This is a genomic window from Streptomyces sp. NPDC059649, from assembly GCF_042734445.1.
GTDB lineage: Bacteria > Actinomycetota > Actinomycetes > Streptomycetales > Streptomycetaceae > Streptomyces.
Genome location: NZ_JBHWDV010000003.1, coordinates 1 through 14,895, shown reverse-complemented (window position 1 = coordinate 14,895; position 14,895 = coordinate 1). Strand labels below are relative to the sequence as shown.

General features: G+C 72.0%; 10 protein-coding genes, 1 tRNA gene and 1 other RNA gene. 11 read left to right on the top strand and 1 reads right to left on the bottom strand.

Annotated elements, in window-relative coordinates:
• The first annotated feature begins 144 nt into the window (after positions 1–144).
• Entirely contained in the window at positions 145–2,277 is a 2,133-nt protein-coding gene (locus ACFV1J_RS05930) for a transglycosylase domain-containing protein (RefSeq protein ID WP_385856021.1), read from the top strand.
• Positions 2,278–2,714: 437 nt separating this feature from the next.
• Here ACFV1J_RS05930 and ACFV1J_RS05925 read toward each other — a convergent pair.
• A tRNA-Ser gene (locus ACFV1J_RS05925) sits at positions 2,715–2,802 on the bottom strand.
• Positions 2,803–2,934: 132 nt separating this feature from the next.
• Between ACFV1J_RS05925 and ffs the strand changes: the two genes are divergently transcribed.
• The 10 genes from ffs (at position 2,935) to ACFV1J_RS05875 (ending at position 14,581) form a co-directional block, all read left to right on the top strand.
• An RNA gene (ffs, locus tag ACFV1J_RS05920) (signal recognition particle sRNA small type) lies at positions 2,935–3,033 on the top strand.
• Positions 3,034–3,078: 45 nt separating this feature from the next.
• A complete protein-coding gene (locus ACFV1J_RS05915) occupies positions 3,079–5,646 on the top strand; it encodes a DNA polymerase III subunit gamma and tau (protein ID WP_385856019.1) in 2,568 nt (855 codons plus the stop codon).
• Positions 5,647–5,882: 236 nt separating this feature from the next.
• Positions 5,883–6,233, top strand: coding sequence for a YbaB/EbfC family nucleoid-associated protein (locus ACFV1J_RS05910; RefSeq protein WP_078866577.1), 351 nt, complete (start codon positions 5,883–5,885; stop codon positions 6,231–6,233).
• A gap of 75 nt (positions 6,234–6,308) precedes the next feature.
• Positions 6,309–6,908 (top strand): recombination mediator RecR, encoded by a 600-nt coding sequence (recR, locus tag ACFV1J_RS05905; RefSeq protein ID WP_067348681.1) that lies wholly within the window; start codon positions 6,309–6,311, stop codon positions 6,906–6,908.
• Positions 6,901–7,578 carry a DUF5063 domain-containing protein gene (locus tag ACFV1J_RS05900; RefSeq protein ID WP_385856018.1) on the top strand — a complete coding sequence of 226 codons (678 nt, stop codon included), beginning with the start codon at positions 6,901–6,903 and terminating at the stop codon, positions 7,576–7,578. The genes recR and ACFV1J_RS05900 overlap by 8 nt, the downstream gene beginning before the upstream one ends.
• Positions 7,579–7,892: 314 nt before the next feature.
• Entirely contained in the window at positions 7,893–9,164 is a 1,272-nt protein-coding gene (locus ACFV1J_RS05895) for an aspartate kinase (protein WP_030813352.1), read from the top strand.
• A complete protein-coding gene (locus ACFV1J_RS05890) occupies positions 9,161–10,360 on the top strand; it encodes an aspartate-semialdehyde dehydrogenase (protein WP_385856017.1) in 1,200 nt (399 codons plus the stop codon). The genes ACFV1J_RS05895 and ACFV1J_RS05890 overlap by 4 nt, the downstream gene beginning before the upstream one ends.
• A 640-nt stretch (positions 10,361–11,000) precedes the next feature.
• Complete coding sequence (locus tag ACFV1J_RS05885) at positions 11,001–11,663, top strand: SigE family RNA polymerase sigma factor (protein WP_199812566.1); 663 nt, start codon at positions 11,001–11,003, stop codon at positions 11,661–11,663.
• A 656-nt stretch (positions 11,664–12,319) separates the two neighbouring features.
• The gene (locus ACFV1J_RS05880; RefSeq protein ID WP_385856016.1) at positions 12,320–13,456 is read left to right on the top strand and encodes a hypothetical protein; all 1,137 of its coding nucleotides are present in this window, start codon (positions 12,320–12,322) and stop codon (positions 13,454–13,456) included.
• A gap of 213 nt (positions 13,457–13,669) precedes the next feature.
• A complete protein-coding gene (locus ACFV1J_RS05875) occupies positions 13,670–14,581 on the top strand; it encodes an SURF1 family protein (RefSeq protein WP_385856015.1) in 912 nt (303 codons plus the stop codon).
• Positions 14,582–14,895: the final 314 nt, after the last annotated feature.

Below are 14,895 nucleotides of genomic sequence, written 5' to 3'. Positions count from 1 at the left end.
GGCCACCGCCCCTCGCGGCACCGGCCCTCCGGACCGGGCACGTCACGCCGTGCGGGGAGAGCGGCGCCGGAGAGGAGACGTGGGAGACGGCGGATCGACTACCCGCGCCGGGACAGGACGGGCCCGCGCCGCTGGCTGCCGTCGATGCGTCAACTGCTGGCGCTCTTCCTGTTCTTCTTCGGCGCCACGACAGCGGCCGTCGGCTATGCCTACGCCACGGTCACCATCCCCGACCCCAACCCCACGGCACTGCTGCAGAACAACGTCTACTACTGGTCGGACGGCACGGTCCTGGCGACCGACGGCAGCGTCAACCGGCAGAACATCCGGATCTCGCAGGTCCCCGCCGACGTGCGGTGGGACTTCATCGCCGCGGAGAACGCCTCCTTCTACACCGACCCGGGCATCGACCCGCAGGGCATCCTCCGCGCCGTCGTCCACATGGCCGAGGGCGACACCGTGCAGTCCGGGTCGACGATCACCCAGCAGTTCGTCAAGAACACCTACCTGGACCAGTCGCAGACGGTCTCACGGAAACTCAGGGAACTGCTGATCTCCACCAAGATCGGCGCCGCCATGAGCAAGCAGCAGATCCTCCAGGGGTACCTGAACACCTGCTTCTTCGGCCGGCAGGCCAACGGCATCCAGGCCGCGGCCCGCGCGTACTACGGCCTTCCGGTGCAGAAGCTCGACGCGAGCCAGGGAGCCTTCCTCGCCGCGGCGGTCAACGAGCCGAGCCTCTTCCAGCACGCGGACTCCGATCCCACGGCCCGGGCGAAGGCGAAGGCACGCTGGTCCTGGGTGCTCGACCGGATGGTGAAGATCGGCAAGCTGACACCGGGGCAGCGGGCACGGTACGCGGCCGCAGGATTCCCGGCACCCAGGAAGTGGACCCTCGGCTCGGGTCTCCCGGGCCAGACCGGCTACCTGGTCCAGCTCGCCCGGTCGTACGCCGAGGCACACGACCCGAGCATCACCGACAGCAGCCTGAGCAGGGGCGGCTACCAGATACACACCACCTTCGACAGGAAACGGACCGCAGGACTGTCCAGGGCCGTCGCCAGGGTCCGTGCGCAACGCCTCGACCCCGCCCACCGGTCGGTCGACCGGGACGTCCAGGTCGGAGCCGCCTCGGTCGACCCCACGACCGGCAGGATCCTCGCCGTCTACGGCGGCCCCGGCTACGACCACGCCCATTACTCGGACAACGCCGACACCTCCGGCGTCCCGGTGGGCTCGACGTTCAAACCCGTCGTCCTCGCCGCCGCGCTCCAGCACCGAGCCGTACTGCGGCCCGGCAGGCCCCCGGCGCCGATCACCCCGGCCAGCAAGTTCAACGGTGACGACGGCATCAAGATCAAGGACCGGCAGGGCGCCTACGTCACCGATGACAAGGACCCCACCGGCCTCCTCCACCAGCACAACGACACTCCCCGGCACTGGGGCTACATCTCTCTGCGCAAGGCGATGGAGCAGTCGGTCAACACGCCGTACGTGCAACTGGGAGAGGACGTCGGCCACCGGAACGTGGTGAGGACGGCGCAGGCCCTCGGCCTGCGCCACAGCAGCCTCGCCGCCCCCAGCGCCGGCTTCTACATCGGCACCTCGACACCGAGCGCCATTCGCATGGCAGGTGCCTACGCGACCTTCGCCGCCTCCGGTATGCGGGCCACCCCCTACTCGGTGACCAAGGTGACCCACAACGGCTCCGCACTCCCCGGCTTCACCGCCCCCGCCCCCGTACGGGCGCTGCCGCAGGCCATCGCCGACAACGTGACCGATGTCCTCCGGGGCGTCATAGCCCGGGGCACCGGCACCAAGGCCAAGGCCCTCGGCCGGGCGGCCGCGGGCAAGACGGGTACCACCGACGACTACCATTCGGCCTGGTTCGTCGGCTACACCCCCCAACTGGCCACCTCCGTGGTCCTCTTCCGCGAGGACGCGGCCCACCCCCAGCTGCAGTCCCTGGTGGGCGTCGGCGGCCTGCAGAAGGTGTTCGGCGGCGACATCCCCACCGAAATCTGGACCCGGTACATGAGTGACGCCCTCGCCGGCCTTCCCGACGCCCCCTTCCCCACCGCCGTCCCCCTCGGCCGCGGCACCGACGAGCCGGGCGCCCCGTCACCCTCCCCGTCCGCCCCTCCCGCCAAGAAGGGCGGGCAGACCGACAGGACCGGCAGGAACGGCAAGCCGGGCAAGAGGACGGCCACCACTCCCGCCCCCACGCCGGGCGCCCCGACAACGAGCCCCAAGTGCCGCCACCACAAGTGCCGGTGACCGTGGGCGAACAGGGGCGGACCGGCTCCCCGGCACCGCCTGGCCGCTACCCGGCCCGCTCCTGACCTGGTGCAGCCGGCCGGCTGCACCAGCCTTGCCCGGACGCCGGTGCAGCGGGCGCGAAGGAGCCGACCACACCCGTCCAGCGAGCCGTGGCTCCGGCCGGCCTCGGTTGCCCGGTCCGGGCGCCGGGACCGGGTGCCGGGACCGGGCGTCGAGTGCGGACCGCTGCTGCACCGCTACGGGGGCACGGCCATGCACTGCGCACCACGGCGTCTGCCGCGCCGCACTCCACCGCCGATGGCCGACGCCGGCCCCGGCAGAGGCGCCTGCAACCACCCCGACCATCACCACTGCAGCCGAACCGCCCTCACGGAACGTCGAAGGGCCCCACCGCGAACGGTGGGGCCCTTCGACATCGTGCCCGGTGAGAGCACTGGCGGAGGATACGAGATTCGAACTCGTGAGGGGTTGCCCCCAACACGCTTTCCAAGCGTGCGCCCTAGGCCACTAGGCGAATCCTCCGCCGCAAACAATACAAGACGTTGGGGAGTGCTCGCGAACATGATCCGGGGCGGGGGTCCGGGGAGGGGTGTCGGGGAGGGGTGGGGGCGGGGACGGGTTCGTGGGTTGGGGGTGGGATCCGCTAGGGTGGGGGCCAGCCCCTCACGTGGCGCTATCTGACTGAACTCCCCCAGGGCCGGAAGGCAGCAAGGGTAGGTCGGCTCTGGCGGGTGCGTGAGGGGCGCTTGCGTTTGCGGGGCCGGTCGATTGTCGGTGGGGCCCGATATCGTCGTAAGCGTGTCGTCCCTTGCGCTGTACCGCCGCTACCGTCCCGAGACCTTCGCCGAGGTCATCGGGCAAGAGCACGTGACCGATCCGCTGCAGCAGGCGCTGCGGAACAACCGCGTCAACCACGCGTATCTGTTCAGCGGTCCGCGCGGCTGCGGCAAGACGACCAGTGCGCGGATCCTGGCCCGGTGCCTGAACTGTGAGGAAGGTCCCACTCCGACGCCCTGCGGGACGTGCCAGTCGTGCGTCGACCTGGCCAGGAACGGGCGGGGCTCGATCGATGTGATCGAGATCGACGCGGCGTCCCACGGTGGTGTCGACGACGCGCGTGAGCTGCGGGAGAAGGCGTTCTTCGGGCCGGCCGGCAGCCGGTACAAGATCTACATCATCGACGAGGCCCACATGGTCACGTCGGCGGGCTTCAACGCGCTGCTGAAGGTCGTCGAGGAGCCGCCGGAGCATCTGAAGTTCATCTTCGCGACGACGGAGCCCGAGAAGGTCATCGGGACGATCCGGTCGCGTACGCATCACTATCCGTTCCGGCTGGTGCCGCCGGGGACGCTGCGCGAGTACCTGGGCCAGGTGTGCGGGCAGGAGGAGATCCCGGTCGAGGACGGGGTGCTGCCGCTGGTCGTCCGGGCCGGTGCCGGGTCCGTGCGGGACTCGATGTCGGTGATGGACCAGCTGCTCGCCGGGGCGGGCGCCGACGGTGTGACGTATGCCATGGCCACGGCCCTGCTCGGGTACACCGACGGTTCGCTGCTGGATTCCATCGTGGAGGCGTTCGCCGCGGGGGACGGCGCGGCGGCCTTCGAGGTCGTGGACCGGGTCATCGAGGGCGGCAACGACCCCCGCCGGTTCGTGGCCGATCTGCTGGAGCGGTTGCGGGACCTGGTGATTCTGGCTGCCGTGCCGGACGCCGGGGAGAAGGGGCTGATCGACGCCCCCGCGGACGTCGTGGAGCGGATGACGGCGCAGGCCTCGGTGTTCGGGGCGGCGGAGCTGAGCCGGGCCGCCGACCTGGTCAACACGGGGCTGACGGAGATGCGGGGCGCGACCTCGCCGCGGCTCCAGCTGGAGCTGATCTGTGCGCGGGTGCTGCTGCCCGCGGCGTACGACGACGAGCGGTCGGTGCAGGCGCGTCTGGACCGTCTGGAGCGCGGCGCGGGCGCGGCGCTGCTGGGCGGAGCGGGCGCGGGCGGCCTCGGCGGCGTGCCCGGCGGCCCGGGTGCGGGTCCCGGGGGCGAGCCGGGTCCCGTCGTGGTGTCCGGTGGCGGTCCCGCGGCCGGATACGTACCGGGTCCGGAGGCGCATCCGCCGATGCCGGCGCCCGGCGGCCCGTCGGGGCCGGCTGCCGCGCGTGCCGCGGTACGAGGTACGGGGTCGGCCGCTGCTCCCGCGGCTCCGGCTGCTGCGGCCTCGGCTCAGGGCGCCCCGGCGACGCAAGGCGCCCCGGCTGCCGGTGGCGCCCAGGCCGGGGAGGGCGCGGGCCCGCAGGCCGGTGGGCCGGCCGGTGGTCGTGAGGGTGGTCCGCCGCGTCCCGGGGCGTGGCCCGGAGGGACGGGCCGGGGCGGTGCGGGCACGGGTGCCGGCGCCGGTCCTGGTGGCGCCGCCACGGGCGGTGCCGCCCCCGGAGGCGCGGGCAACGGCAGTGGCGCGGGCAGCGGCAGCGGGGCCGGTGGCGGCGGTGCGGCGCGGCAGCCCGGGGGCTGGCCCACGGCCGTGGCGCCGGGGCAGGGCGGCGGCCAGGTGCCGGCGCCGCAGACCGGCAGGACGCCCGCGGGCCCGCCGCCCGCGAGCGGCCCGGCCGGTGGTGCTCCCGGTGGCGCGTCCGGGGCCGGACCGCAGGCCGGGGGAGCGGCTCCGGGGACGCCGCAGGGTGCCGCCCAGGTGCGCCAGATGTGGCCGGACATCCTGGATGCGGTGAAGGCCCGCCGGCGCTTCACCTGGATCCTGCTGAGCCAGAACGCCCAGGTCTCCGGCTTCGACGGCACGACCCTGCAGATCGGCTTCCCCAACGCCGGTGCCCGCGACAGCTTCGCCAACGGCGGCAGCGAGGACGTGCTGAAGGACGTCCTGGCCGAGCGGTTCCAGGTGCAGTGGCGGGTCGAGGCGATCGTCGACCCGTCGGGCGGTGCCAATCCGCCGGCCGGCGGCGCGCCCCGTAGTGGGGGCGGCGGCTTCGGCGGGGCACCGGCGCAGCCGCCCGCACCCCAGGCGCCGTCCGCACCGGGCGGTCCGGCGGCGCCCTCGTCGTCCGGCGGGTCGTACGGCCAGGGCGGCGGCGGTGGAACGGCCGGTGGGCCCGGCGGCGGTGCCGGGGCCGGCACCGGCGGGGGCGGTCAGGGTGCCCGGATGGCGCGGGAGGCGGTGGCCCCGTCCGCGTCCGCGGGCGGCGCCTCGGGTGCGGCAGCGGCGGAGCCCTCGTACACCCCGCCCGAGCCCCCGCCGATGTCGATCGAGTACGACATGCCGGCGGAGGACGACCCCGACCTCGTCGACTCCGCGCTCAGCGGACACGACCTCATCGTCCGCGAGCTGGGCGCGACGGTGATCGAGGAGTTCAACAACGAGTAGCCCGGGGACGGGTGGGCCGGAAAACGGCGGGAGGAAGGCCGGAGGAAGGGGCGGGGGAGGGCAGAAGACGCGGCAGGTGGAGCGGTGCGTAGGGGGCGGTGACGGTGCGTGGCCGGAGAGGTGGGCGTACACCGGACGTACACCAGTGCTCCTCCCTGCGGCGTAGGGCGCCGGGGCGGCGAAACACGTAGGCTCGGGCTACCGCACAATCGTTGTCGTATGGCAGGAGTCACGTCGTGATCCCCGGTGGTCAGCCCAATATGCAGCAGCTGCTCCAGCAGGCCCAGAAGATGCAGCAGGACCTTGCGGCCGCCCAGCAGGAGCTGGCGGAGACGCCCGTGGAGGGTTCCGCGGGCGGCGGCCTGGTCAAGGCGACGGTGACCGGCTCCGGTGAGCTCAAGGGCCTGGTCATCGACCCCAAGGCGGTCGACACCGACTCCGCGGAGGAGACGGCCGAGACGATCGCCGACCTCGTACTGGCGGCGGTCCGCGATGCCAACGCCAAGGCCCAGCAGCTCCAGCAGCAGAAGCTCGGCCCGCTCGCCCAGGGTCTGGGTGGCGGCGGCATCCCCGGCCTCACGTTCTGAGGAGTCCCCGGTCTCCCATTCTGAGGAGTAGCCAACTAGCGTACGCAGCACGGCAGAAGAGAGAGAAGACGTTCCGTGTATGAAGGCGTGGTTCAGGACCTGATCGACGAGTTGGGCAGACTGCCCGGCGTCGGTCCCAAGAGCGCGCAGCGGATCGCCTTCCACATCCTTCAGGCCGAGCCGACCGATGTCCGCCGGCTCGCGAACGCGCTGATGGAGGTCAAGGCGAAGGTCCGGTTCTGCAGCGTCTGCGGCAATGTGGCGCAGGAGGAGCAGTGCCGGGTCTGCCTGGACCCGCGGCGTGATCCGGCGGTCATCTGTGTCGTGGAGGAGCCCAAGGACGTCGTGGCGATCGAGCGGACCCGTGAGTTCCGCGGCCGCTACCACGTCCTCGGTGGCGCGATCAGCCCCATCGAGGGCGTCGGCCCCGACGATCTGCGGATACGGGAACTGCTGGCCAGGCTCGCGGACGGCACCGTCACGGAGTTGATCCTGGCCACCGACCCGAATCTGGAGGGCGAGGCCACGGCCACGTATCTGGCCCGCATGATCAAACCCATGGGTTTGAAGGTGACGCGACTGGCGAGCGGTCTGCCGGTCGGCGGCGATCTGGAGTATGCCGACGAGGTCACGCTCGGGCGGGCCTTCGAAGGGAGGAGACTTCTCGATGTCTGATGCCACGCTGCACGACGCGCGACAGAACCCTGACGACTTCGCCGTTTCGATCTCCGACTCGATCGAGAGCTTCATCGTCGCGGTCACGGAGGTCGCCAAGGGGGACGAGCCGGACAGCGCGGTGCCCTTCCTCCTCCTGGAGGTCTCCCAGCTGCTGCTCGCCGGGGGCCGGCTGGGCGCGCACGAGGACATCGTTCCCGATGAGCGCTACGAGCCGGACACCGGGCCCGAGCCCGATGTGGACGATCTGCGGGAGCGCTTCGCCGCCCTGCTCGACCCGGTGGACATCTACTCCGAGGTGTTCGACCCGTACGTACCGCGCAGCGAGCCGGTGGCCTGCCGGATCTCCGACGACCTGGCGGACATCATCACCGACCTGCGGCACGGGCTGGCGCACTACCGTGCCGGACGGATCGTCGAGGCGCTGTGGTGGTGGCAGTTCTCCTACCTGACCAACTGGGGCCCGACCGCCTCGGCCGCCCTGCGCGCGCTGCAGTCGCTGGTCGCCCACGTACGCCTGGACCAGCCGCTGGACGAGCTGGACGGGCTGGACACCGACAGCGGCGTCAACGGCGACGGTGACGAGGAGCGGCTCGCGGAGGAGGCCGGCAAGGTCATGGCGGCGGAGATCGCCGCGCCGCTGGGGCTGCGGGAGCTGCGCGGCACCTGACCGCCGGGAATCCGGACCGCCGGGCCGGTGGCTGTGACCTGGGTTACCTTTCCGTGTGTACCGGCCCGTAGCGGGCATGTGCTCGCCGAGCGGGCGCGACGGTGCGCCACGCGGAACCGACCGGCGGGACATGATCACGCGGTGGGCCGGACGTCCCCGGACGTACGGCAGTACGGTCCGTCTCACGGAATCGTCTCACCATGTGATATCGGCAGGGCGGACTCCGCTTGCTCGTTAGACTGAGCCGACCGCAGTACCCCCATGTTCGGGGGTCCGGGAGGAAACTCCCGAAGAGACAGTTGCGAGGAGCGCACGTGGGCCTTGTCGTGCAGAAGTACGGCGGCTCATCCGTTGCGGATGCCGAGGGCATCAAGCGCGTTGCCAAGCGAATCGTCGAGGCCAAGAAGAACGGCAACCAGGTTGTCGTGGTGGTTTCGGCGATGGGCGACACGACGGACGAGCTGATCGATCTCGCGCAGGAAGTGTCCCCGATTCCGTCGGGGCGCGAGTTCGACATGCTGCTGACCGCCGGAGAGCGGATCTCCATGGCCCTGCTGGCGATGGCGATCAAAAACCTCGGTCACGAGGCGCAGTCCTTCACCGGTAGCCAGGCCGGCGTCATCACCGACTCCGTGCACAACAAGGCACGGATCATCGATGTCACCCCGGGCCGTATCCAGGCCTCCATCGACGAGGGCAACATCGCCATCGTCGCCGGTTTCCAGGGCGTGTCCCAGGACAAGAAGGACATCACGACGCTGGGGCGCGGTGGCTCGGACACCACCGCGGTGGCGCTGGCCGCCGCGTTGAACGCCGACGTCTGTGAGATCTACACCGATGTGGACGGCGTCTTCACCGCCGACCCGCGGGTCGTCAAGAAGGCCCGGAAGATCGACTGGATCTCCTTCGAGGACATGCTGGAGCTCGCCAGCTCCGGCTCCAAGGTGCTGCTGCACCGCTGCGTGGAGTACGCACGCCGTTACAACATCCCGATCCACGTCCGCTCGTCCTTCTCCGGGCTGCAGGGCACGTGGGTCAGCAACGAACCGCAAGGGGACCAGCCGATGGAGCAGGCAATCATCTCGGGCGTCGCGCACGACACCTCCGAGGCGAAGGTCACGGTCGTCGGAGTCCCGGACAAGCCGGGCGAGGCCGCGCGCATCTTCCGTGCGATCGCGGACTCCGAGGTCAACATCGACATGGTCGTGCAGAACGTGTCCGCGGCCTCGACCGGTCTGACCGACATCTCCTTCACCCTCCCCAAGGCCGAGGGCCGCAAGGCCGTGGCGGCCCTGGAGAAGACCCGGGCCGCGGTCGGCTTCGACTCGCTCCGCTACGACGACCAGATCGCCAAGATCTCGCTGGTCGGCGCGGGCATGAAGACCAACCCCGGCGTCACCGCGACGTTCTTCGAGGCACTGTCGAACGCCGATGTGAACATCGAGCTCATCTCGACCTCCGAGATCCGGATCTCGGTCGTCACCCGCGCCGATGACGTCAACGAGGCCGTGCGCGCCGTGCACACCGCCTTCGGGCTCGACTCGGAGAGCGACGAGGCCGTGGTCTATGGCGGCACCGGTCGATGATTCCGGCCGAGGCGGGCCGTCCGTCCCTCGCTGACACGGCGGGGGCGGACGCCCGCACGGCCCGTGAGCCGGCCCGCAAGCCGGATCTCGCCGTCGTCGGTGCCACCGGCGCCGTCGGCTCGGTCCTGCTCGGCATCCTGTCCGAGCGGGCCGACGTCTGGGGCGAGATCCGGCTGATCGCTCCCCCCAGCCCTCAACTGCGTGCGAGCGGCGGGGAGTTCGAACCGGGCCCGGCCGGCCGCAAACTGACCGTACGGGGTGCGGAGGTCGAGGTCGTCCCGCTGAGCGAGGACGCCCTCGACGGGATCGACGTCGCGATGTTCGGTGTCCCGGACGAGGTCGCCGCGCAGTGGGCGCCGGTCGCGGTGTCCAAGGGCGCGGTGGTGATCGACAGCTCACGCGCGTTCCGGCGGGACCCGGACGTGCCGCTGGTCGTCCCCGAGATCAATGCGCACACCGCCCGGGTGCGCCCGCGCGGCATCCTCGCCGGTCCTGGCTGCACCACCCTCGCGATGATCGTCGCGCTCGGGGCGCTGCACGCCGAGTACGGGCTGAGCGAGCTGATCGTCTCCTCGTACCACGCCGCCTCCGCGGCCGGACGGGCCGGCGTCGAGACGCTGCGGGCCCAGCTGTCCGCGGTCTCCGGTACGGACCTGGGGGCCGCGCCCGGTGACGTACGGCGGGCCGTCGGCGACACCCTGGGGCCGTTCCCGGCGCCGCTCGCGCTCAACGTCGTGCCCTGGGCCGGCACGCTCCAGGAGGACGGCTGGTCCTCGGAGGAGCTCGACGTCCGTCATGAGTCCCGCAAGGTCCTCGGCCTGCCGGACCTGCCGGTCACCGCGACCTGTGTGCGGGTGCCGGTGCTCACGACCCACTCGCTGACCGTCCACGCCCGTTTCGAGAACGACGTCACGGTCGCCGGCGCCCACGAGATCCTGGCGGCGGCCCCCGGCGTCGTGCTGTGCGACGCCCCCGAGGAGGACGAGTACCCGACCCCGTCCGACGTCGTCGGCACGGACCCCACCTGGGTCGGACGCGTACGGCGCTCCCTGGACGATCGGCGGGCGCTGGAACTGTTCGTGTGCGGCGACAACCTCCGCAAGGGCGCGGCCCTGAACACGGCCCAGATCGGGGAGTTGGTGGCGGGGGAGATGCGGGGGGCCGGGGGGCCTGGGGGGCTCGGGGGTAGGGGGTAGGGGCCTGCTTCGACTGGCTCCGTGGACCTGTCTTGGCTGGGCCCGTGGGCCTGCTTCGACTGGCCCCGTGGGCCTGTTTTGACTGACCCTCGTGTCTTGACTGGCCCCGTGTTTTGACTGACCCCTGTGTCTCGGCTGGCCCTCGTGTGGTGTGTGATGGCTGGGGTGTGGGGACTGCGGGGTCTGGGGGGGCCTTGGGGCGTACGCGGTATCTGGGGTCTGTGAGGGCTCTGGGTTGGGTGCGGCGTGGTGGGGGTTCTTGGTTGGTTCTGTGAGGGGTGACTTGGCGGGATTGGCCGTGGCGGGCCGGCCGCCTGGGGGATACTTTGAGGGACGTGTGAAGATCCTGTGAGCGAATTGCTGGTCCGTACCTCTTGATCTGGGCTGACGATCTGTTCGACCATTCGCTCCCCGCCACACTGCAACCGGCAGTTCGGCGGGGAGCGTCTTTGTGGCCATCCCGGTGGGTGGTCCGGGATGCCTGCGGGTCTGCACGTGTGAGCCCTCGGGTGTCGGGGCGAACGCATCGGGATATATGGGGCATTCGGGAAGAGCTGGTACGCATGAGGGCATTTGATGCATCGTCAAAAGCGGTGCCTTGCGCGTACAACCCTTATGGGGGGAAGCGTGTCCAACAGGCGTGGCAGAGGTACTCGGTTTCACCATCGCCCCGGCGGGCGCGGCAGGCGCGGCAGTGCGTCCGCAGCGGCCCCGCGCAGTCGGGGGCATGCCAGTGATCGCTCCCTGGCCCACCACGCGCCCCGCGCAGATTCCTTCTCAGCGTGGGGACACTGACGACGCGATGGCCGTGGGCACCACAGTCGACCACCTCACCGAGACCTACCGCGCGCACTACCGCTCCCTGCTCGGTCTCGCCGCGCTGCTCCTCGACGACACCGCCTCCTGTGAGGACGTCGTACAGGAAGCCTTCATCCGGGTGCACTCCGCGCGCGGCCGGGTGCGCGACCCCGAGAAGACCCTCGCCTACCTCCGGCAGACGGTCGTCAACCTCTCGCGCTCCGCACTGCGCCGCCGCATCCTCGGCCTGAAGCTGCTGTCCAAGCCGATGCCGGACATGGCCAGCGCGGAGGAGGGCGCGTACGACCTGCTGGAGCGCGACCAGCTGATCAAGGCGATGCGCGGGCTGCAGCGCCGCCAGCGCGAGGTGCTGGTGCTGCGCTATTTCGCCGATATGACCGAGGCGCAGGTGGCGCAGACGCTGGGCATATCGCTCGGCTCGGTCAAGGCGTACGGGTCGCGGGGCATCGCGGCGCTCCGCGTCGCGATGGAGGCACCAGCATGAGTGGCAACAGGTTCGGCCGGTACAACAGGTTCGGTCGGTACGGGCCGTTGGACGCGGGGTCGTTGGACGCCGGGTCGCTGGGGTCGGCCGGGTCGGTCGGTTCGGTTGATTCGTCGGGCTTTGGGGGGCGCGGCGTGCCCGGGGGTCGTGCGGTTCCGGGCTGGGCGGCGGGGCGTGCCGGTGTGGACGACGCCTCGTACCGCACGCGCGGCATGTCGGACCGTGGGCCGCAGGGGCTGTACCTCGTACGCGAGGCGCACGACGGCGGTCAGGGCGGCGGTCTGGGTGGCGGTCAGGGCGTTGGCCAGGGTGGCGGTCTGGGTGGCTGTGCGAGCCACGAGGGCCGGGGGAGCCACGCGGGCCGTGAGGAAGAAGAGAGCCGTGAGGTCTGCGCGAGCCGTGAGGGCCGTGAGATCTGCGAGAGTCCTGAAACCCGCGAGAGTCATGAGTACGACCGTGGGGTGCGTGATCGCGAGACGCGGGCCCGTGCGGACGAGGCCGACGAGACGCCGGCCGGTGCGGCCGGGGCCGGTGAGATGCGCTCCCGTAAGGGCGGTCGCGACAACGATGCCCAGAGCGGTGGAACGTTCGACGGCACTGCTCCCACGGATCCCGGTCCTGCCTCTGCGGGTCCTGCCTCTGCGGGTCCCGCTTCTGTGGGTCCTGTCTCTGCAGGCGCGGCCCCCGGGGGCGGTGGGGGCGACGGCGACGGTGACGACCACGGCCGTAGCCACCCCACCGGCGGCGGATTCGGCGACGGCTTCGGCGACGAGGACGAACTGAGGCGCCTCCTGCAGTCCAGCGTCGGCGGCCTCGAACCGTCCCCGGACGCCCTGGAACACCTGCGTCGCGCCGTACCGGCCCGCCGCCAGCGCCGTCGGCACGCGGCCGTCGGCGCGGCAGCAGCGGTGCTGCTCGGCGGGATGTCGATCCCCGCCATGCTCCACGTCGCGAACCTCGCCGACGGCTCCCCCGACCGGCCCGCCAACGCCGCGAGCAGCCAGCGCGCCCACGACACCGGCGGGGGCACGCACGGCGAAGGCACCGAACAGGCCGGGCCTCGCCCGCCCGGCAAGGGCGGCGCCAAACCGGGCGGCGGACAACCCGCGGGCAAGGGCAAGGCGACGGAGAAGAACGGCGCCGGCCACGGCCCGGGTGCCGGCACCCCCGCCCCGGACGAGACCATGGACGTCACCTCGCCGGTCTGCGGGCGCGATCAGCTCGGCCAGGGAACGAGCACGGTCGGCACGGCGGACGCCGACGGCCGCGTCTACGGTGCGTTCCGGGTGGTCAACACGTCCGCCACACCCTGTTCCGTCCAGGGCGGTGGCACCGTCGTCGTGGCTTCCGCGCAGGGTTCCACGAACCCCGACCACATCCACGTGGTCGACCACACCTCAGGTGACGAGGCCACCGGTCTGCCCGACCCGGCCACCACCCCTGACCAGCTGGTTCTCAAGCCGGGCGAGGCGTACGAGGTGAAGTTCGCCTGGATCCCGCAGGCCGGCGGCGGGCCCACCGGGTGCGCCAATCCGGGGCCCTCGCCGACTCCCGACCCCTCCAAGGAGCCGGCGCAGTCCCCGGACGCGGGGGCCACGACGGGTACGGACGGCGGCGGTCAGGCGGGGGGCGGCGACGGTTCCGGCAGTGGTGGTGACGGTGGCGGAGCCGTGTCCGGAGGGATCGTGCTGAGCCATACGCCGGAGGCGGGCGAGCCCGCCGCGACCGACGCCAAGATCAGCGACGCCTGCGCCGGAACGGTTTACCGCACGGAGGCGGTCGCGGCTCAGTAGGGGACTGCCCAGTGGGTGGCGGCCCGGTCGGTGGCGGCCCAGTGGGTGACGGCCCAGCCGGTGACGGTGGCGGCCCAGTAGGGGAGCGGGCGTGCCAAGGGGGCCCACCAGCTCTCGTGCAGCCCGTCGAGGTGGCGGTGTGGGGGGCGGTGTGGGCGGCGGCGGTGAGGGGGCGGTGAGGCCTCGCCGTACGGGCCCCGTACCGTTGATGGGGTGTACCGGTTCCTGCTGACCCCGCGGTGGTGGGGGATCAACGTCTTCGCCGTACTGGCGATTCCCTTCTGCATCTTCATGGGCAGCTGGCAGCTGAGCCGCTTCGAGGACCGCGTCGACACCCACCGGCAGCAGGAGGACCGCTCGGCCCGGGCGAAGACCGCGGCCGCCCGGCCCCTCGACCGCCTGCTGCCCGTCGACAAGGTCACCTCCGGACGCCAGGCCAGCGCCCGCGGCCACTATGACGCGGAGCACCAACTGCTCGTACCGGACCGCACCTTGAAGGACAAGCACGGCGAGCGGCAGGGCTTCTACGTCCTCACCCTCCTGCGCACGGACCACGGCAAGGCGCTCCCGGTCGTACGCGGCTGGCTGCCCGGTGACGCCGGTACGAAGGCCGACACGGCGAAGGTGCCCGCACCGCCCAAGGGCGAGGTGACGGTCACCGGTGCGTTGCAGGCCTCCGAGAACCAGGGCACCGACGGCGTGCAGGCGGGCGGTGGGCTGCCGCGCGGTCAGCTCGGCATGATCAGCGCGGCGTCGCTGGTCAACATCGTGCCGTACGACGTCTATGACGCCTGGATCACCCTCACCGACCCGCAGGCCCCGCTGCACCCCGTCCCGCCGGCCGCCGCCGAGGGCAGCGGCCTGGACCTCAAGGCCTTCCAGAACCTCGGCTACACCGGCGAATGGTTCGTCTTCGCCGGCTTCGTGGTCTTCATGTGGTTCCGCCTCTTCCGCCGCGAATCCGAGGCCGCAAAGGACGCAGCCCTGGGCCTCCTACCGGGGACGGACGAGCCGGCGGACGAGCTGGCGGACGAGCCGTCGGATGAGACAGCGGACGAGCCGGCGGACGGGACGGCGGACGAGCCGGGTAAGGCCACGGATGTGGCGGCCGGGCGCGGGGCGTGAGCGACGGCTGAGGCGGCGGGCGGCTGAGGGTGGCGGACGGCTGAGGTGGCCGGGCTGGTTGAGGTGGCGGGCGGCTTAGTTAGGCGGCTGGGCCGGCTGAGGCCGGGGCGCGGGCCGTGTCGGGTGAGGCGGCGGGCGGGTGGCTGGCCAGGAAGGGGCGGGGCTGGGGGAGGGAGGGGCTCGGCGTCTGCTCCCCCCGGGGGGGGGCGCCCCCCGCCCCCACCCCACCCCACCCCGCCCCCACCCCACCCCACCCCGCCCCCACCCCACCCCACCCCACCCCACCCCACCCCACCCCACCCCACCCCACCCCA